Source organism: Ruegeria conchae (assembly GCF_000192475.1).
Taxonomy (GTDB): domain Bacteria; phylum Pseudomonadota; class Alphaproteobacteria; order Rhodobacterales; family Rhodobacteraceae; genus Ruegeria; species Ruegeria conchae.
The window spans coordinates 177,213-192,593 of record NZ_AEYW01000013.1 but is presented as its reverse complement, the minus strand read 5'-3'; the positions used below and the strand labels follow the sequence as shown (position 1 = coordinate 192,593).

Below are 15,381 nucleotides of genomic sequence, written 5' to 3'. Positions count from 1 at the left end.
CAAGAAAGGCATGATATGAGCGAACAATCCACCTATACCCCACCTAAGGTCTGGACGTGGGACAGTGAAAGCGGCGGACAATTTGCCAATATCAACCGGCCAATTGCCGGTGCCACACATGACAAGGACCTTCCGGTCGGAAAGCACCCGCTGCAGCTTTATTCTCTGGCAACACCCAACGGTATTAAAGTCACTGTGATGCTCGAAGAGCTGCTGGCTCTGGGCCACAGTGGGGCAGAGTACAATGCCTGGCTGGTCAATATTGGCGAAGGCGACCAGTTTAGTTCGGGCTTTGTCGGGGCCAACCCCAACTCGAAAATTCCCGCGCTTTGGGATCATTCGGATGAAATACCTGTGCGCGTGTTCGAAAGTGCCTCTATTCTTATGCATCTGGCAGAGAAGTTCGGTGAGTTTCTACCCGCGAGTGGTGCGGAACGAACTGAGGTTATGAACTGGTTATTCTGGCAGATGGGCAGTGCACCGTATCTGGGTGGCGGCTTTGGCCACTTCTACGCCTACGCTCCTGAGAAGTGGCAATACCCGATTGACCGTTTCGCGATGGAAGCCAAACGCCAGTTGGACGTATTGGATCGGGAACTTGCTGAAAAGACCTATATCGCTGGCGAAGAATATACGATCGCCGATATGGCTATCTGGCCTTGGTACGGACAACTGGTTCTGGGCCGTCTATACGATGCGGCGGAATTCCTTGATGTCGAAAGCTACAAAAACGTAATGCGATGGGCCAAAGCAATCGATGCGCGCCCAGCCGTTCAGCGTGGTCGAATGGTCAATCGCCCATTTGGCGAACCTCACACTCAATTGCACGAACGTCACGATGCAAGTGACTTTGAGACGCGTACACAGGACAAGCTGGAAGCGGCAGACTAACGCGCTTTGTTATTTCAGGATCGGGGGCCGCTCGGGGTTACTGCCCGGGGCGGCCCTTTCAACTTTCGGAGCCTGTGGCTGGGGTAAATCGAACCTAAGTCCGACCTTTGCCAGCGCGGCGGCTGCCGGTTCCTCTGCTTCAAAGAACCCGACATCCAATGCACCCGCCTCAATCCCCGAAAATGTCAGCGCCTCAGAAACGGCGCGCGCCAGAGCAGGCTGCGCGTTTTCAACTGCCGAGACAAAACCCAAAAGATGGCCCCGACCGCCATCATCCGTCTTCGTTCCCACTAGAAAAGCCGCAGTGGCGAGGCCTGCTGCAGTCGCCAGCTTAGTATCAAGTGCAGTCAGCAATTTATCTGGCAGACCGGCGGGCGGGTGAAATTCAGTAAGCCTCTGCTGCACTTCTTGCGGGCCGTGCTGCAGCGTGCTTTCCAACCAGCCCAATGCCTCGGTCGGGATCAACATCGATGACGGCGCGGTCTCAAGGTTCAGGCCCAAACCAATTCCTTGCCCTGACAGCATTCCGGATAAGACACGCCCGGACAGAGCAACATAGGGAACCGGATGCCCCGCAAACTCTGCCAAACGTTCCTCAAGATCAAAGGCCAGCACGAAACGGCCATCAGCCACATCGAAGAGCTCAGGCGAAATATTCTCGTCCCTGGCCTCTTCCGACAGCATCAGGAACAGCTCGCTGTCGGCTAACCTTTCAAAGAAACGCAGCCGTGCTGAATCGTCTTCTGGCGCTGCAAGCATAGCGGCATGTGCAGCATCTAAAGCTGTAGTTTCAGTCATTCAGAACCTCTTGCACCCGTTGCCGAAGAACCGGCAAAAGCTCGGCCTCAAACCAGGGGTTTTTATTCAGCCAAGCCGTATTGCGCCAAGACGGGTGTGGCAAGGCAAAGACCCGCGGCGCATGGTCTCTCCAACGGCTGACGGTCTCGGTGACCGGCGTTTTCACACCCAGATGGTATTTGTGCGCGTGACCGCCAACGAGGATTGTCAGCGGCACCTCTCCCAGCGCATTCATCACTTTTTCATGCCATGTGCGCCCACATATCGGCGGTGGTGGTAGGTCGGCCTTACGCGCATTATATCCAGGAAAGCAAAATGCCATCGGCACAATTGATACACGCGAGCGGTCATAAAAGCCTTGTTCGTCCAGCCCCAACCAATCCCTTAGGCGATCACCCGAGGGATCGGTAAAGGGCTTTCCCGACAGGTGCACCCGAGCCCCCGGTGCCTGACCGGCGATCAGAATTCGTGCGCCGGATTGGAACCAGACAACCGGGCGCGGCTTGTGCGCGGTAGCCGTCTGCGCAAACCTGTCCGCGCAAAGTCGGCACTCTCCGATATCCTTAATGAGCGACTTCATCGGATTGAAACGTTCCCGCAATGAACACTCAATTAAGATAGGAATGAATACGGTCGGAGCCAACAGCACCTAACTTGGCAACACTTCAATGTCATATCGCGGGATCCGCATTGATCATTTGTTTCATGTTTCGACATAATGTGGCCAACATGGACCCGTAGCACACACACCTTCGAGCCATAACAAAACAGTACGATGACAGGCCGCAAATGCTGGAATTCGAAAATGTCAGCAAGTCATTCTGGACCGGAACCCGCCGCAAAGTGATTCTGGATCAGGTGTCGTTCCGTGTCGAACTGGGCACCTCACTTGGGGTCCTGGCCCCGAACGGAACAGGCAAAACCACATTGATCAATATGATGGCAGGGTTGGAAAAACCGGACGAAGGTGTAATTCGACGGGATTGCCGTGTGTCTTTCCCCATGGGCTTCACCGGGGGTGTCGCCAAACGCCTGTCAGCGCTCGAAAACGCGCGCTCGATCGCCAAGATCTACGGCATGGACCCTGATTATGTCGAAGCCTATTGTAAATGGCTGTGCAATCTGGGTGAGTATTTTGACCAGCCGCTTGGCACCTACTCGTCCGGTATGCGCGCCAGATTTACCTTTGCGCTGATGTTGGCTCTGGATTTCGACATGTATTTGATTGACGAAGGGATGCCCTCGACCACAGATGTGGAATTCAACAAGAAAGCCGGCGATATCCTGAAAGAGAAGCTTCGGACAACAACCTTGGTAATCGTGTCACACAATCCATCTACCCTCGAGAAATTCGCGCGCCAAGCTGCTGTTTTGGTGGATGGTCAGCTTTATATGTTTGAAACCTTGGAAGAGGCGAAGCAGCTCTATGACTACCAAGCCCAAGGCTAGAAAATACAACCCTGACCGCGCAGCGCGCGGAGCTGGCACTGCTGAGGCACGCTCGGAGGCGATCGATCGTATTCGCAAGGCGACTCAGGCCTCTGGTTCCGGCACAGACGCGCAGCAGCCGGGGACCGAATTGGACGCAATCAAGCGCGAAGGGTTAACCGGGCGGCAATTGAGAGTCGCCAGACGGCTTGCCCACAAGAATGGGTTGGCAGCAACCTCTGATTATGACGCAGTGCGACTGTTGCGTAAGAAAGGGATTGATCCGTTTCAGCGTTCCAATCTGCTAGATCTTGCAGCTTACGATCAACGCAATTCAACCGACGACAAAGCGACGCCAGATAACATCAAAATTCACTTACCTCAGACCGCCAAAGAAACTCAAAAGAACCTGCCAGGTCCAGAGCTCAGCCCGGCCCAACGCCGCGAATATGAGATCGGGCAAATCCAGAAAGACATCGCCCGCAGACGGCGCCGCAAACTCGTTGCATTATTTGCGCGGCTAACGGCCTTTGTGATCCTGCCTACATTCATTGTGGGATACTATTTCTATCGGGTCGCAACGCCGATGTACGCCAGCGATTCCGTGTTTTCGATTTTGCAAGCCGACGGTGGAGGGGCCTCTTTCGGTGGCTTCCTCGCGGGGACACAGTTTGCAACAGCACAGGATTCAGTATCCACTCAGGAGTTTTTGGAATCCAAGGACGCGCTGGAACGCCTTGAACGGGATGTCGGGTTTGCTGAGTTCTTTCAGCAAGACAATATTGATCTGATCCAACGTTTGCCCTCTGATGCGACGCTTGAAGAAACTTACAAGCTTTTTAAGCGAATGATCACGATCGGGTACGACCCTAGTGATGGTGTCATTCGCATGGAGGTCGCCGCGCCCAGCCCTGAAATCTCGGTCGATCTATCCAATCGTCTGATCTCTTACGCTGAGGAGAGGATTAATGGCCTGACCGAGCTGAAACGCGAAGATCAAATGCGTGATGCATTGGCGGGCTTTGAAGCCGCGCAAGAAGCGCGCAGGCAGGCACAGGAAGACCTGATCGAATTGCAGTTGCAGGGTGCCATACTGGATCCGCAAAGCGTGATCGCCAGCTTGCGTGCCAGAATCGATCAGTTTGAAATTGAGCTGCAGGATAAAGAATTGCAGCTGGCCGCCCTTCTTGACAATGCACGGCCCAACAAAGCTAAAGTGGACGGCACGCGTGCAGATATTAAACGGCTGGAGGCCGTGCTGTCAGAATTGAATGCTGAGATGCTGGATGCTTCAGCAGGCGAAAATTCGCTGGCGCGTCTGAGCGTACGTATTCAGATGGCACAGGCCGATCTAGCGGCCCGAGATATGATGCTGCAAACGGCAATGCAGCAAATGGAAGCCACACGGACCGAGGCCAACCGGAAAGTGCGGTATCTGACCGTCTCGGTGAACCCTGTTGCCAGCCAGGAACCCAGCTATCCGCGCAAGTTCGAAAATACGATTTTGGCTTTCCTGTTATTTGCTGGTATCTACCTGATGATCTCGCTTACCGCGTCGGTCCTTCGTGAACAGGTATCCTCGTAAGACTCATGAAACATGTAAAAATCGCCGACCTCATGGTTGGCAACGACCTTCCGCTGACCATCATCGCTGGCCCTTGCCAGCTTGAGTCCGCCGAACACGCCCAGATGATCGCCGGCACCATGAAAGAGGCCTGCGACGCCGCAGGTGCGCAATATGTGTTCAAGGCCTCGTATGACAAAGCAAACCGGACCTCGCTTTCCGGCAAGCGTGGTATGGGCATTGATGCTGGGCTGAAGGTGCTGGACGACATTCGCAAAACCATGGGCATTCCGGTTTTGACCGATGTTCATACCGAAGCCCAATGCGCGATTACAGCCGAGGCTGTCGATATCCTGCAAATCCCTGCGTTTCTGTGTCGTCAGACGGACATGCTGCTGGCGGCAGGCAATACTGGAAAAGCGGTCAACGTAAAGAAGGGACAGTTTCTCGCCCCGTGGGAAATGCCCAATATCGTTACTAAGATCGAAAGCACTGGCAATCAGAACATCCTGCTGACCGAGCGCGGAACTTCGTTTGGCTACAATACGCTGGTCGCGGACATGCGGTCGCTGCCGCAGATGGCGCAAACCGGATATCCGGTCGTCATGGACGCAACCCATTCGGTGCAACAGCCCGGCAGCCAAGGCGGTTCCTCAGGAGGACAGCGTGAGTTTGCGCCAGTGATGGCGCGTGCCGCTGTCTCTCTGGGCGTCGGAGCCGTTTTCGTAGAAACCCATCAGGATCCCGACACCGCACCCTCAGATGGGCCGAACATGATCCATCTGGATCAGATGGGCCATCTGGTTGACACATTGATGCGATTTGATGCGCTGGCCAAAGAAAACCCAATTCAGATTTAACGATTGAGATTTGTAATGACCAAACCCTTCAGTGAGGTGACCCCAAACACCTGGAGTTTTCTGCGCGACCCGATGATCAAGCCCACGGGCTTTCGCGAATATGATGCGCGGTGGAAATACCCTGACGAGATCAACCTGCCGGGTATGACGGCTCTGGGACTGGGTCTGGGTACCCAGATGCAGAAACGCGGAATCGCACCGGTAATTGCGGTGGGCAATGATTATCGCGATTATTCCCTGTCGATCAAAAACGCGCTGATCGTTGGGCTTATGCAGGCAGGCATTCAGGTAAAGGATATTGGCCCGGCGCTCAGCCCGATGGCTTATTTTGCACAGTTTCATCTGGATGTGCCCGCAGTTGCGATGGTCACAGCCAGCCACAACCCCAATGGCTGGACCGGCGTCAAAATGGGTTTCGATCGCCCTTTGACACACGGGCCTGACGAGATGTCCGAACTTCGCGATATCGTTCTGAACGGCAAAGGCGTCGCGCACCCGGGCGGGTCATATGAATTCGTGGACGGTGTGAAAGAGGCCTATATCGACGATCTGGTCGGTGACTTCAAAATGTCCCGCCCGCTGAAGGTGGTCTGCGCCACCGGCAATGGAACTGCCGCTGCCTTTGCGCCCGAAATTTTCGAACGGATCGGTGTTCAGGTTGTGCCAAGCCACAACGATCTGGATTACACATTCCCCAACTACAACCCGAACCCCGAAGCGATGGAAATGCTGCATGACATGTCCGATACAGTCAAAGCCAGCGGCGCCGATCTGGCGCTTGGTTTTGATGGCGATGGGGATCGTTGTGGCGTTGTAGATGACGAAGGCGAAGAGATATTTGCCGACAAGGTCGGCGTCATTATGGCCCGCGATCTGGCCAAGATTTATCCGAATTCGACCTTTGTGGCCGATGTGAAATCTACCGGTCTTTTCGCCAGCGATCCCGAATTGCGGGCTCATGGTGTCAAAGCCGACTATTGGAAAACCGGCCACAGTCATATGAAGCGTCGGGTCAAAGAAATCGGTGCGCTGGCCGGGTTTGAAAAATCGGGCCACTATTTCTTGGCTGAGCCAGTCGGGCGCGGATATGACTGCGGGATGCGCGTGGCGGTGGAAATCTGCAAGCTGATGGACCGCAACCCAGATCAGAGCATGTCTGACCTGCGCAAGGCGCTGCCCAAGACGTGGTCAACACCCACCATGTCACCTTACGCAGCGGATACCGAGAAATATGATATCTTGCAGCGCCTCGTCGATAAGTTGGTCGCAATGGCCGATGCTGGCGAAAGCTTCGCGGGCCGAGCGGTCAAAGAGGTAGTGACCGTCAATGGCGCGCGCGTCATTCTGGACAATGGCAGCTGGGGGCTGGTGCGCGCCTCGTCGAATACTCCGAACCTCGTGGTGGTTTGCGAAAGCAGCGAAAGCGAAGACGAATTGCGGGCGATTTTCGCCGATATTGACGCTGTTATTCGCACCGAACCCGGCGTTGGCGAGTACGATCAGACCATCTAGCCCACATAACAAGGGCGCTGGTTTCAGCGCCCTTGATCGGTGCACTCAATCCCCACCCAGCAGTTTGAGAAGGCTTTTCTTGGCCTCGTCCTCCAGCTTGTCTTTAAGGGCATCCTCGATCTGACCGGTGTCCGTTACTGTGGTATCAAGTTCCTTCCCGACCTTTTCCAATACCTTTTGCTTGGCGTCATCTTCCAACGCTTTGACTTTGCCCTCTGCGGCAGCCTCAATCACTTTGGTGAGGTCCGGCTTGATCGACGGGCCACTCCATGGCCCCACGATTCGAACGGGTACCGATATCCCCTCGCCTGCATTGGCGCGTAAAGCCACCGGCGTAAACAGATAGTCGATATCGCGGGCACCAAGACCAATTCGGCCCGTGCCGTCCGCTCGAAAATTGTCCAGTTTCATCAATAAGTCGTCGTTGTTCAGATCACCATCTTTCATCGTGAAGCTGGCAGTGAGGCTATTGAAAACCGTTGTGCCGCCTGAACCCCCTCCGCGCCCCATAAGGCGGTCCAGATCCACCCCGGAAATGACCCCTTTCCCGACTTCAATATTCCCTTTGCCGCTCAGCGAACGCATGATCTGATCTTCATTCTGCCCCACACCCAGAAACTCTAGATGTCCTGACCCGGTTCCCGACAGGCGCTTGATATCCCCAAGCGTTACAAGGGCTTCATTGATATCGATATTATCGGCCGTCAGATTTCCACCGACCGACAGACCATTGCGATTATTGGCAACCACTTGGCCATTCAGATGCCCTGAAAAAAGCGACGCGGGATGCATTTTCAACACCGCTCTCGAACGATCAAGGTTGAGCGTCAGATCACTTTTGCCAAAGCGCATGCCTGGCAACGAAATCGAGTTCGCTTGCAGTCGGATCGTCCCGTTTGCGAGTGCCAGCGATGACGCATCTATTGTGGCTTTGGACCACCCGTCAGCCTCGGACCCGCTGCTTGATACGTCATCCCCACTTACATTGGACAAATCGAGATCGCCCGCTTTCAGGCGCGCCGTGATTTTTGGCGGATCAGAGATCTGAATATCCGCTTCACCCTCAAGCCGATTATTGTCGAGGACAGCAACCATTTTCCGCAGTGAAATCCGCCCGTCTCGGGTATAGGTCATCTGCCCGGATACATTCGCAACCCGGCCCAAGCCTTCGGGAACGGTGACACCTCCCTGACCAAATGCAGCCAACATCTTGTGTGTATTTTTTGCGGTGACAGTAGTCTTGCCGTCCATTTCTCCGGCCAGATTCACCCGGCCGGAAAACTGAATCCCTCCACCGGGTGCAGTCAGACTTAGTTCCAACGGGGTCACCACCCCGCTCGAGAACGCAGGCAGGTCAGGAATGTTCAGGTTAACCTTAACGTTGCCTCCGGGCACGGGCATGCTGGCCTGCATTTCCATCGGGGCAGTCACGTCGGGCCAACGGGCAGAAAGATCAACATCGGCGAACTCCATGCTGACCGCGCCATTCTCAATGTAGATCAACCGCGCGTTCTGCAGTTCCAACTGTTCCAGAGTCACCGGCCGACTCTCAACCGCTTGCGCCGACGCACCGGTGTCAGATGAATTTCCGGGTTGGTGCAACTCCCAATTCCCGCGATCCTCCGAACGTTCCAAACGCAGTGTTGGATGATCGGCAAGCACCCTCTTGATCCGGATATCACCCGAGAGCAGCGCCGAGGCATCGACCCCTACAGCCAGACTTTGAGCGCTCAGCATCGGCTCCGACCCGGCCCAGGGCGCGTTGCCAAAGGTAACGCGACCGGTTTCCATGCCCAAAACGGGCCAGAAGGATAGTTTGACATCCCCAGACAGTTTTAATTCGCGACCAGTTTGTGCCTTGACCTGCTCAGCCAGGATCGTGGCAAGTTTGTCTCCTGGCATCAGCAGCAAGGCACCAATCACCAGCCCGAAGGCCGCAACCACAAGAAAGAGAATACGAATGAGCCACTTCATGAGTTTGCCTTTCCGGCTTATCTGCTCTGGTACAAGTCAGCCCTGTGTGGGCAGGATTTGCAAGGGGAAGCATTCCCCTCTATATGCCCGGCCATGAGCACGAACCCACCGAACCTCCGCCCCGATCTGGCCCCAGGGGCCCGCATCGCCGAGACACCCCGCCGCGGTCAGCCAACACTTGGAATGGTGTCGCTGGGCTGTCCTAAAGCGCTGGTTGATAGCGAACGTATTCTGACCCGTTTGCGTGCCGAAGGCTACGGTATCTCGCCGGACTATGCCGGAGCCGATGCCGTAATTGTGAACACCTGCGGTTTCTTGGATAGCGCTAAGGCCGAGTCTCTGGATGCCATCGGCGAGGCGCTGGTCGAAAATGGCAAAGTCATCGTAACCGGCTGTCTGGGCGCCGAACCCGATTATATCCGCGAGCATCACCCACGTATTCTGGCGGTGACCGGACCGCATCAATACGAACAGGTACTGGATGCGGTTCATGCCGCGGTTCCCCCGGATCCGAACCCCTATGTCGATCTGCTTCCGGCTTCGGGCGTGAAGCTGACGCCGCGCCACTACAGTTACCTCAAGATTTCCGAGGGTTGTAATCATAAGTGCAAGTTTTGCATCATCCCGGACATGCGCGGAAAGCTGGCCAGCCGCCCAGCGCATGCTGTGCTCCGCGAGGCCGAGAAGCTGGTCGATAATGGCGTGCGCGAATTGCTGGTGATCTCGCAGGATACCTCGGCCTATGGCTTGGACCGCAAATATGATCTGAATCCGTGGAAAGATCGCGAGGTGCGCAGCCATATCACTGATCTGGCGCGTGAGCTGGGCCAATTCGATGCTTGGGTGCGGTTGCACTATGTCTACCCCTACCCCCATGTGCGCGATCTGATTCCGCTTATGGCGGATGCGGGCTGTAGCGTGCTGCCCTATCTAGACATCCCGTTCCAGCACGCGCACCCGGACGTGTTGAAGCGCATGGCCCGGCCGGCCGCAGGGGCAAAAACTCTGGAAGAGATCACGGCATGGCGCGAGACCTGCCCCGATATCACCCTTCGCTCGACATTCATTGTCGGATATCCTGGAGAAACCGAAGACGAATTCCAAACATTGCTCGACTGGATGGACGAAGCGCAATTGGATCGTGTCGGTTGCTTCCAATACGAAAATGTAGATGGCGCACGTTCAAACGACCTGCCAGATCATGTTCCAGCTGACGTGAAACAAGATCGGTGGGAACGCTTTATGGAGAAGGCGCTAGCCATTTCTGAGGCTAAGCTGATGGCTAAAGTCGGGCAAACGATCGAGGTCATTGTAGATGACATCGATGATGAAGCCGCGACCTGCCGCACCAAGTCCGACGCGCCCGAGATCGACGGAAATCTGTTTATCGATGAGGGCTTCGAAAACCTGAATCCGGGCGATATCGTCACTGTCGAGGTTGACGAGGCCGGAGAATACGATCTTTGGGGACGTTTGTGTTCGTCGGTGTGACCGGGACCCGGACTACAACAGCCCAAACAGAATCACGACCCAAGCAACACCAGCGGCAACAGCAGTAAGTGCCACTGCTGCACTTGCCGCGTCCTTGGCCTGCCCCGCCAGCACATGGTGGTCGGTCGAGGTATGATCGACTGCTCGTTCGATGGCTGTATTGAACAGTTCAGCCACCAATACCAGTATCCCGAGCGCAAGGATCAACGCTTTTTCAGCGGAATCGAGCGGAAGTAGGAATGCCAAAGCGCCTGAAACAAGATTTGCCCAGCCCCAAGCCCGAAACGAATATTCTTCGCGCCAAGTAGCTGATAGGCCCTGCCAACTCCAGCGAGTGCGATCTTTCAGGTGATCAAATAATTTTCGCATAGGCCTTTCCGATCAATTCCACCTGAACTGACGTTCGCGACCTGCGGCAGAAAGGCAAGAAAAAACCGCCTTTCGGCGGCGGCAGCGGCTTGAATGTGCAGGCGGTCCGAATATATGGACCGCCTGCGAAACGCTTATTGCGTGACCGGATTACACACGGTCTGACCCGCCTCGGTCGTGGCCAGTTCGTAGCCTGCCGAACAGCTGGGCGTGCCATACTTGTCATAGTCGGGTTGGATATAGACCGGGGTCGGTTCCTCTTGCTGCGAGCACGCAGTCAGTACAACGGCCGTGGCGCAGATAGCAGCAAATTTCAGTTTCATGTCCATCAATCCTCTATTACTTTTCTGATATTGCCCAGTTTTTCGGGGCCGGTATCAGAATAGGACCAAGAATTTCATATGGCAACCGAATCGATAACGCTTTCGTGAATTAAGGCGAATCCATGCTGGAAGGCGGGTTTTCATTCGCAGACTACCTTTTTTGACAAAGAACCCTAAACTCTGACTTCGACGTTAGCTAAAGACGGAGTAGCCACATGTCAGACGCCCCGATCATCGCCCAGAAATCGCCCTATCCGGTCGAAGTGACCGAAGGAAAAACCTATTTCTGGTGTGCCTGTGGCAAGTCCAAGCGGCAACCATTTTGCGACGGTTCGCACAAAGACACGTCGTTCGAACCAGTAAAATACACGGCTGAGGCCAGCAAGAAGGTGTTCTTTTGTGGCTGTAAGCACTGCGCCAATCCGCCGTTATGCGACGGGACGCACAATAAGCTCTGACGGTCAGGCCAGATCGTTCAGAGCACTGGCATTGGCGCAAAACTGCGGTGCAGCGGATGCTTTTTCCTGCTGATCAGCGAGCCAAAACTGGCATTGCTCGCTACATCCAGCACTACGGCAACGGGTCACCATCAGGGCGTATTCTTGAGGCGTGATCCTTCCCTCGGCCATTCCTTCGGTCAGGGATATCCCCATGCAACGCGCCACCGATCGTGTCAGCCAAAAGTGTTTTTCGATCTCACCCAGTCGGGTTCGAGGATCGTGCTCAACCATTGCTTCCTACCTTAATGGCCGCAAACATTGCCCGATTTGGGCAGGCGACTGGTGCCTTCTCTACATTTTCGTTCTTATGCAACCAGTCAGTACAGGCGTGCGCCCATTCGCAACCACGGCATGCGTGGATCATCTGAGCCCAGTCTTGCTGCTCCAGACGCCCATTCCGATGTGCCGCCACAACATCTGCGCCAATTGCCCGCGCCATTCTCTGAACTAGATGGAAATGCGGCATAATCCGCCCAAGTTGCGGCATGAACATGCTCCTCCTTTATGGCGCTAGCCTGTTCAACAATTCCTGGTTACGGCAGTATTCCGGTGCACTGCCCAAGTCGGTGCCCTGGTCCAAAAGGGCCGCGCAATGCCCCGGATTTGGGCATTGGGCACAGCGCAGTACTGCGTCCGAGATTTCATCAAATCGCAAGGCACCGTCAATCGCGGCCTCCTGCAGATCAACCCCGAGCGTTGTAGCCATCTCATCCATCAGACCTGCGTGATGTCGCAGCGTTGCGCGGTCAGACATGCGTTTCCCTTTCTTTGCTCGCTGAAGAAAAGGTAGCCCATGCATCAAACGATGCCTTTGACTCAGGTCAATTCCCGGCTTCTAACTGGTCCAGATACACTCGGGTGGCATCTTGTACCCGGCGGAACCTGTCTCCACCCAGTTTCTTGCCGCCATACCAACGCGTCACGATTATGACGTGATCCGAAAGATCCGCGCGCTCCATCATCCGCAAAATGACCATCGCGGCACCGGATTCTCCATCGTCGGCCTTAAGCGCTCCGGTTGGCAACATCGCGGCCCAAGTGTTGTGCGTTGCCTTTGCATAAGCCTTGTCTGATTTAAGCTCTGCTAGCGCTGCATCAACGTCGGAACGGCTGGTAACCTTTGCACCGGTAACTGCATATTTCGACCCGCGATCGCTGAGCACCACGCCCAATCGGTCTAAATGAATCATTATCGCAATCCCAACTGGCGGGCCGTTTGCAGAACCGCCTCGACCCGTTCAGCATTTGGCGGGTGTGTCGCCAGGAAACGGTCACTCGGATCTGGAATTCGCTGGAAAAAGACCATTCCAACCATTGGATCATATCCTGCCGCATGGGTGATTTTTGTCCCCAAACGATCCGCCTCAAGCTCGAACACGCGCGTATAGTTCTGCACCCCGACCTCGGCACCCAGAGCCTGTGCACGCTCAATTCCCGCATCATCTGCACCTTGCTTGCGGGCGAGTTCGCCAAAAATGCGCGCGCTCTCCTTGGCATTTTTCGTTTGTCGGGCGATGTGACCCAGAATGTGATGGGCTGCTTCATGCCCCATGACAAAAGCCATCTCTTCGGCATTCTCTGTTGAATCAATCATCGGCCGCGTGAATATGATCAACGGTCGCCCGTCCTCGTCCAGCGTCTGGAATGCATTTGCTGGCGCTCTTGATGACAGATCAACCAGAATGGCAAAATCACAATTGGCAGAACGTGCCTGGCGGCGGCATTCCTTTTCAGCCGACGCTGCAACCGCGCGGCTGACCTGCTCGAATTCCCGTGCCTTCTCGCGAAGAGCCGGTGATGAGGGTTGCCATTCCGCTGCCGGAATCGCGATTACGGACGAAGAGCCGCAAGCCGCCAACAGCAAAACCAGCGACAAGGCAAAACCGCGCATTCCTATTCCTTTCAGTCAACCTGTCGGCAGACAAGCATAACGCGCCCAACTTGCCTGGGCTACTGCCGAATGCCGCTGCAACGGGTTGCATTGCGATCTCTGCCTAGGCACTGTACCGGTATGTTTTCAATTGAACACGAATTCGACTCGACGGTCATTACTCTGGTGGACGAAGGTGCCAAACCTTTGCAAGAGGACGTCGTCATCAACAACTTTGCCGAGTGCGTCACGCTTGAGCAGTTGGACCCCCGAACTGATCAGATCCAAAAAATCACCCTGTCACCTGAGCAGGTACGCGATCTGGCGGCTGCTTTGGATTTGCCCGAAGGCGTCTATCAGATTCGTGAGAGCGACGATTTCATGAAATAGCGGTTCCCTTCCGTCTCTTTATCTGATTTCAGGCCGCTTTTCCGATTGAATTAGTCACCTTTTAGGGGGCAACTTGCCCTTGAAAGAAGATGGCATGCCTCCGACATAAGCACTGCCCATGTGAAGGAAGTTAACATATGTCCCTGAAAAACCAAGCTGCGTTGGATTTTCTGCAGGTGCGCCGATCGCGCCCAGCTAAGACGCTTGTGGCACCAGCCCCGACGCGGGAAGAGTTGATGCCTTTGCTCATCGCTGCCGCGCGCAGTCCCGACCACGGAAAGCTTGAGCCCTGGCGCTTTGTCGTTATCGAACATGGGGCCATGCAACGTCTTGCGGCGCTGACCGAAACCTGCGGTCTGGCCATGGGCAAAAGCGCCGAAGATATCGCCAAGGCACGCAGCCAGTTCGACATGGGCCATCTGGCCGTAGCCGTCATCGAAGTGCAGAAACCTTCCGAAAAGATCCCGGCAATCGAACAGACCTATTCGGCAGGTGCCGTTTGTCTGGCATTGTTAAACGCGGCATTGGCTGCGGGTTGGGGCGCGAACTGGCTTTCAGGCTGGCAGTCCCATAACCGCAGCTTTTGCGAGCAAGGACTGGGGTTGTCCAAAAATGAGAAAATAGCGGGCTTCATCCACATCGCCACCGAAGGGACTGCCCCACCCGAGCGACCACGCCCGGATGTAACTACACTGACGCAATGGGTCTCAGAATGATCATCGTTCAGTCATTTCTGCAGGCTCTGGGCCAGATCGGCGACCCAAGATTCCGCAAGGTTCTTCTGTTGGGTGTTGGCCTGACCTTCGCGCTGTTGGTGGCTGCCTATGCCGGCTTTTTGTGGCTGATAAACGCACTGGTCGGCGATCAGACCACCCTGCCGGTATTGGGTGAGGTGACATGGCTGAACGATCTGCTCAGTGTCTCCTCGTTCTTGTTGATGATGGTGTTATCGGTATTCCTGATGGTCCCCGTCGCCTCGGCCATTACCTCGATGTTTCTGGATGAGGTCGCGCAGGCGGTTGAGGACAAGCACTATCCCACTCTACCTCCTGCCACTCGCATCCCATTCGGCGACGCCCTGCGGGATACGCTCAGCTTTTTGGGGGTTTTGATCGTCGCCAACCTGCTGGCGCTGATACTCTATGCATTCTTCACCCCATTTGCGTTGTTCATTTTCTGGGGCATGAACGGGTTTCTATTGGGGCGAGAGTATTTCACATTGGCCGCCATGCGTCGACTGGGGCGCGAAGGTGCACGGAAACTGCGGGCAAAACATGCAACAACGATTTGGGTCGCAGGCGTCCTTATGGCAGTTCCGCTCTCGGTTCCGCTGGTCAATCTGCTGATCCCGATACTTGGCGCGGCGACCTTCACCCATATCTACCACGGCTTATCGGATGACCGACGCTAA

General features: G+C 55.3%; 20 protein-coding genes. 10 read left to right on the top strand and 10 right to left on the bottom strand.

Translation table 11 applies throughout. The annotated features are described in order from the left end of the window. Window positions 1-15 precede the first annotated feature (15 nt). Complete coding sequence (yghU, locus tag G7G_RS0112875) at window positions 16-891, top strand: glutathione-dependent disulfide-bond oxidoreductase (RefSeq protein WP_010441842.1); 876 nt, start codon at window positions 16-18, stop codon at window positions 889-891. A gap of 9 nt (window positions 892-900) precedes the next feature. On the opposite strand, the gene G7G_RS0112870 is transcribed toward yghU, so the two are convergent. Beyond that, window positions 901-1,689, bottom strand: coding sequence for an SseB family protein (locus G7G_RS0112870; RefSeq protein ID WP_010441841.1), 789 nt, complete (start codon window positions 1,687-1,689; stop codon window positions 901-903). Continuing rightward, window positions 1,682-2,269: a uracil-DNA glycosylase family protein gene (locus G7G_RS0112865; RefSeq protein WP_010441840.1), complete on the bottom strand. Its 588-nt coding sequence runs from the start codon at window positions 2,267-2,269 to the stop codon at window positions 1,682-1,684. Before G7G_RS0112865 ends, G7G_RS0112870 begins: the two co-directional genes overlap by 8 nt. A gap of 209 nt (window positions 2,270-2,478) precedes the next feature. Between G7G_RS0112865 and G7G_RS0112860 the strand changes: the two genes are divergently transcribed. The 4 genes from G7G_RS0112860 to G7G_RS0112845 are packed head-to-tail and all read left to right on the top strand — an operon-like array spanning window position 2,479 to window position 7,053. Continuing rightward, window positions 2,479-3,138 carry an ABC transporter ATP-binding protein gene (locus G7G_RS0112860; protein WP_010441839.1) on the top strand — a complete coding sequence of 220 codons (660 nt, stop codon included), beginning with the start codon at window positions 2,479-2,481 and terminating at the stop codon, window positions 3,136-3,138. Next, window positions 3,116-4,702, top strand: coding sequence for a KpsE/RkpR family capsule polysaccharide export protein (locus G7G_RS0112855; RefSeq protein ID WP_010441838.1), 1,587 nt, complete (start codon window positions 3,116-3,118; stop codon window positions 4,700-4,702). The genes G7G_RS0112860 and G7G_RS0112855 overlap by 23 nt, the downstream gene beginning before the upstream one ends. A 5-nt stretch (window positions 4,703-4,707) precedes the next feature. After that, window positions 4,708-5,541: a 3-deoxy-8-phosphooctulonate synthase gene (kdsA, locus tag G7G_RS0112850; RefSeq protein ID WP_010441837.1), complete on the top strand. Its 834-nt coding sequence runs from the start codon at window positions 4,708-4,710 to the stop codon at window positions 5,539-5,541. A gap of 15 nt (window positions 5,542-5,556) precedes the next feature. Beyond that, the gene (locus G7G_RS0112845; RefSeq protein ID WP_010441836.1) at window positions 5,557-7,053 is read left to right on the top strand and encodes a phosphomannomutase/phosphoglucomutase; all 1,497 of its coding nucleotides are present in this window, start codon (window positions 5,557-5,559) and stop codon (window positions 7,051-7,053) included. 45 nt (window positions 7,054-7,098) lie between these two features. Here the strand turns inward: G7G_RS0112845 and G7G_RS0112840 are convergent, their stop codons facing one another. Further along, the gene (locus tag G7G_RS0112840; protein ID WP_010441835.1) at window positions 7,099-9,027 is read right to left on the bottom strand and encodes an AsmA family protein; all 1,929 of its coding nucleotides are present in this window, start codon (window positions 9,025-9,027) and stop codon (window positions 7,099-7,101) included. 93 nt (window positions 9,028-9,120) lie between these two features. On the opposite strand from G7G_RS0112840, the gene rimO reads away from it, so the two are divergent. Beyond that, complete coding sequence (gene rimO / locus G7G_RS0112835) at window positions 9,121-10,518, top strand: 30S ribosomal protein S12 methylthiotransferase RimO (protein WP_010441834.1); 1,398 nt, start codon at window positions 9,121-9,123, stop codon at window positions 10,516-10,518. A 12-nt stretch (window positions 10,519-10,530) separates the two neighbouring features. Here rimO and G7G_RS0112830 read toward each other — a convergent pair whose 3' ends face one another. Further along, window positions 10,531-10,887 (bottom strand): diacylglycerol kinase, encoded by a 357-nt coding sequence (locus G7G_RS0112830; protein WP_010441833.1) that lies wholly within the window; start codon window positions 10,885-10,887, stop codon window positions 10,531-10,533. Between the two features lie 134 nt (window positions 10,888-11,021). After that, window positions 11,022-11,210 carry a hypothetical protein gene (locus G7G_RS0112825; protein WP_010441832.1) on the bottom strand — a complete coding sequence of 63 codons (189 nt, stop codon included), beginning with the start codon at window positions 11,208-11,210 and terminating at the stop codon, window positions 11,022-11,024. A gap of 215 nt (window positions 11,211-11,425) precedes the next feature. Between G7G_RS0112825 and G7G_RS0112820 the strand changes: the two genes are divergently transcribed. After that, window positions 11,426-11,668, top strand: a complete 243-nt coding sequence (locus tag G7G_RS0112820) for a CDGSH iron-sulfur domain-containing protein (protein WP_010441831.1) — start codon at window positions 11,426-11,428, stop codon at window positions 11,666-11,668. Between the two features lie 3 nt (window positions 11,669-11,671). Here the strand turns inward: G7G_RS0112820 and G7G_RS0112815 are convergent, their stop codons facing one another. The 5 genes from G7G_RS0112815 to G7G_RS0112795 form a co-directional block, all read right to left on the bottom strand. Next, window positions 11,672-11,941, bottom strand: a complete 270-nt coding sequence (locus G7G_RS0112815; RefSeq protein WP_010441830.1) for a DUF6455 family protein — start codon at window positions 11,939-11,941, stop codon at window positions 11,672-11,674. Beyond that, window positions 11,934-12,197 carry a DUF6455 family protein gene (locus G7G_RS0112810; protein ID WP_037321510.1) on the bottom strand — a complete coding sequence of 88 codons (264 nt, stop codon included), beginning with the start codon at window positions 12,195-12,197 and terminating at the stop codon, window positions 11,934-11,936. The genes G7G_RS0112815 and G7G_RS0112810 overlap by 8 nt, the downstream gene beginning before the upstream one ends. A 15-nt stretch (window positions 12,198-12,212) precedes the next feature. After that, window positions 12,213-12,464, bottom strand: coding sequence for a DUF6455 family protein (locus G7G_RS0112805; protein WP_010441828.1), 252 nt, complete (start codon window positions 12,462-12,464; stop codon window positions 12,213-12,215). Window positions 12,465-12,531: 67 nt separating this feature from the next. Further along, the gene (locus G7G_RS0112800) at window positions 12,532-12,900 is read right to left on the bottom strand and encodes a YigZ family protein (RefSeq protein ID WP_010441827.1); all 369 of its coding nucleotides are present in this window, start codon (window positions 12,898-12,900) and stop codon (window positions 12,532-12,534) included. Then, on the bottom strand, window positions 12,900-13,601 hold the full coding sequence (locus G7G_RS0112795; RefSeq protein ID WP_010441826.1) for a M48 family metallopeptidase: 702 nt from the start codon (window positions 13,599-13,601) through the stop codon (window positions 12,900-12,902). The genes G7G_RS0112800 and G7G_RS0112795 overlap by 1 nt, the downstream gene beginning before the upstream one ends. Before the next feature lie 120 nt (window positions 13,602-13,721). On the opposite strand from G7G_RS0112795, the gene G7G_RS0112790 reads away from it, so the two are divergent. The 3 genes from G7G_RS0112790 (at window position 13,722) to G7G_RS0112780 (ending at window position 15,381) form a co-directional block, all read left to right on the top strand. Then, on the top strand, window positions 13,722-13,970 hold the full coding sequence (locus tag G7G_RS0112790; protein ID WP_010441825.1) for a hypothetical protein: 249 nt from the start codon (window positions 13,722-13,724) through the stop codon (window positions 13,968-13,970). A 137-nt stretch (window positions 13,971-14,107) separates the two neighbouring features. Beyond that, window positions 14,108-14,686 (top strand): nitroreductase family protein, encoded by a 579-nt coding sequence (locus G7G_RS0112785; RefSeq protein WP_010441824.1) that lies wholly within the window; start codon window positions 14,108-14,110, stop codon window positions 14,684-14,686. Continuing rightward, entirely contained in the window at window positions 14,683-15,381 is a 699-nt protein-coding gene (locus tag G7G_RS0112780) for an EI24 domain-containing protein (protein ID WP_010441823.1), read from the top strand. Before G7G_RS0112785 ends, G7G_RS0112780 begins: the two co-directional genes overlap by 4 nt.

What these genes read in the sequence shown, in the direction of transcription:
- G7G_RS0112830 (WP_010441833.1), bottom strand. Translation starts at nt 10,887, where the DNA reads ATGCGAAAATTATTTGATCACCTGAAAGATCGCACTCGCTGGAGTTGG.
- G7G_RS0112865 (WP_010441840.1), bottom strand. Translation starts at nt 2,269, where the DNA reads ATGAAGTCGCTCATTAAGGATATCGGAGAGTGCCGACTTTGCGCGGAC.
- G7G_RS0112860 (WP_010441839.1), top strand. Translation starts at nt 2,479, where the DNA reads ATGCTGGAATTCGAAAATGTCAGCAAGTCATTCTGGACCGGAACCCGC.
- G7G_RS0112790 (WP_010441825.1), top strand. Translation starts at nt 13,722, where the DNA reads ATGTTTTCAATTGAACACGAATTCGACTCGACGGTCATTACTCTGGTG.
- rimO (WP_010441834.1), top strand. Translation starts at nt 9,121, where the DNA reads ATGAGCACGAACCCACCGAACCTCCGCCCCGATCTGGCCCCAGGGGCC.
- G7G_RS0112780 (WP_010441823.1), top strand. Translation starts at nt 14,683, where the DNA reads ATGATCATCGTTCAGTCATTTCTGCAGGCTCTGGGCCAGATCGGCGAC.
- G7G_RS0112800 (WP_010441827.1), bottom strand. Translation starts at nt 12,900, where the DNA reads ATGATTCATTTAGACCGATTGGGCGTGGTGCTCAGCGATCGCGGGTCG.
- G7G_RS0112815 (WP_010441830.1), bottom strand. Translation starts at nt 11,941, where the DNA reads ATGGTTGAGCACGATCCTCGAACCCGACTGGGTGAGATCGAAAAACAC.
- G7G_RS0112795 (WP_010441826.1), bottom strand. Translation starts at nt 13,601, where the DNA reads ATGCGCGGTTTTGCCTTGTCGCTGGTTTTGCTGTTGGCGGCTTGCGGC.
- yghU (WP_010441842.1), top strand. Translation starts at nt 16, where the DNA reads ATGAGCGAACAATCCACCTATACCCCACCTAAGGTCTGGACGTGGGAC.
- G7G_RS0112805 (WP_010441828.1), bottom strand. Translation starts at nt 12,464, where the DNA reads ATGTCTGACCGCGCAACGCTGCGACATCACGCAGGTCTGATGGATGAG.
- G7G_RS0112845 (WP_010441836.1), top strand. Translation starts at nt 5,557, where the DNA reads ATGACCAAACCCTTCAGTGAGGTGACCCCAAACACCTGGAGTTTTCTG.
- G7G_RS0112820 (WP_010441831.1), top strand. Translation starts at nt 11,426, where the DNA reads ATGTCAGACGCCCCGATCATCGCCCAGAAATCGCCCTATCCGGTCGAA.
- G7G_RS0112785 (WP_010441824.1), top strand. Translation starts at nt 14,108, where the DNA reads ATGTCCCTGAAAAACCAAGCTGCGTTGGATTTTCTGCAGGTGCGCCGA.
- G7G_RS0112825 (WP_010441832.1), bottom strand. Translation starts at nt 11,210, where the DNA reads ATGAAACTGAAATTTGCTGCTATCTGCGCCACGGCCGTTGTACTGACT.
- G7G_RS0112840 (WP_010441835.1), bottom strand. Translation starts at nt 9,027, where the DNA reads ATGAAGTGGCTCATTCGTATTCTCTTTCTTGTGGTTGCGGCCTTCGGG.
- kdsA (WP_010441837.1), top strand. Translation starts at nt 4,708, where the DNA reads ATGAAACATGTAAAAATCGCCGACCTCATGGTTGGCAACGACCTTCCG.
- G7G_RS0112855 (WP_010441838.1), top strand. Translation starts at nt 3,116, where the DNA reads ATGACTACCAAGCCCAAGGCTAGAAAATACAACCCTGACCGCGCAGCG.
- G7G_RS0112810 (WP_037321510.1), bottom strand. Translation starts at nt 12,197, where the DNA reads ATGCCGCAACTTGGGCGGATTATGCCGCATTTCCATCTAGTTCAGAGA.
- G7G_RS0112870 (WP_010441841.1), bottom strand. Translation starts at nt 1,689, where the DNA reads ATGACTGAAACTACAGCTTTAGATGCTGCACATGCCGCTATGCTTGCA.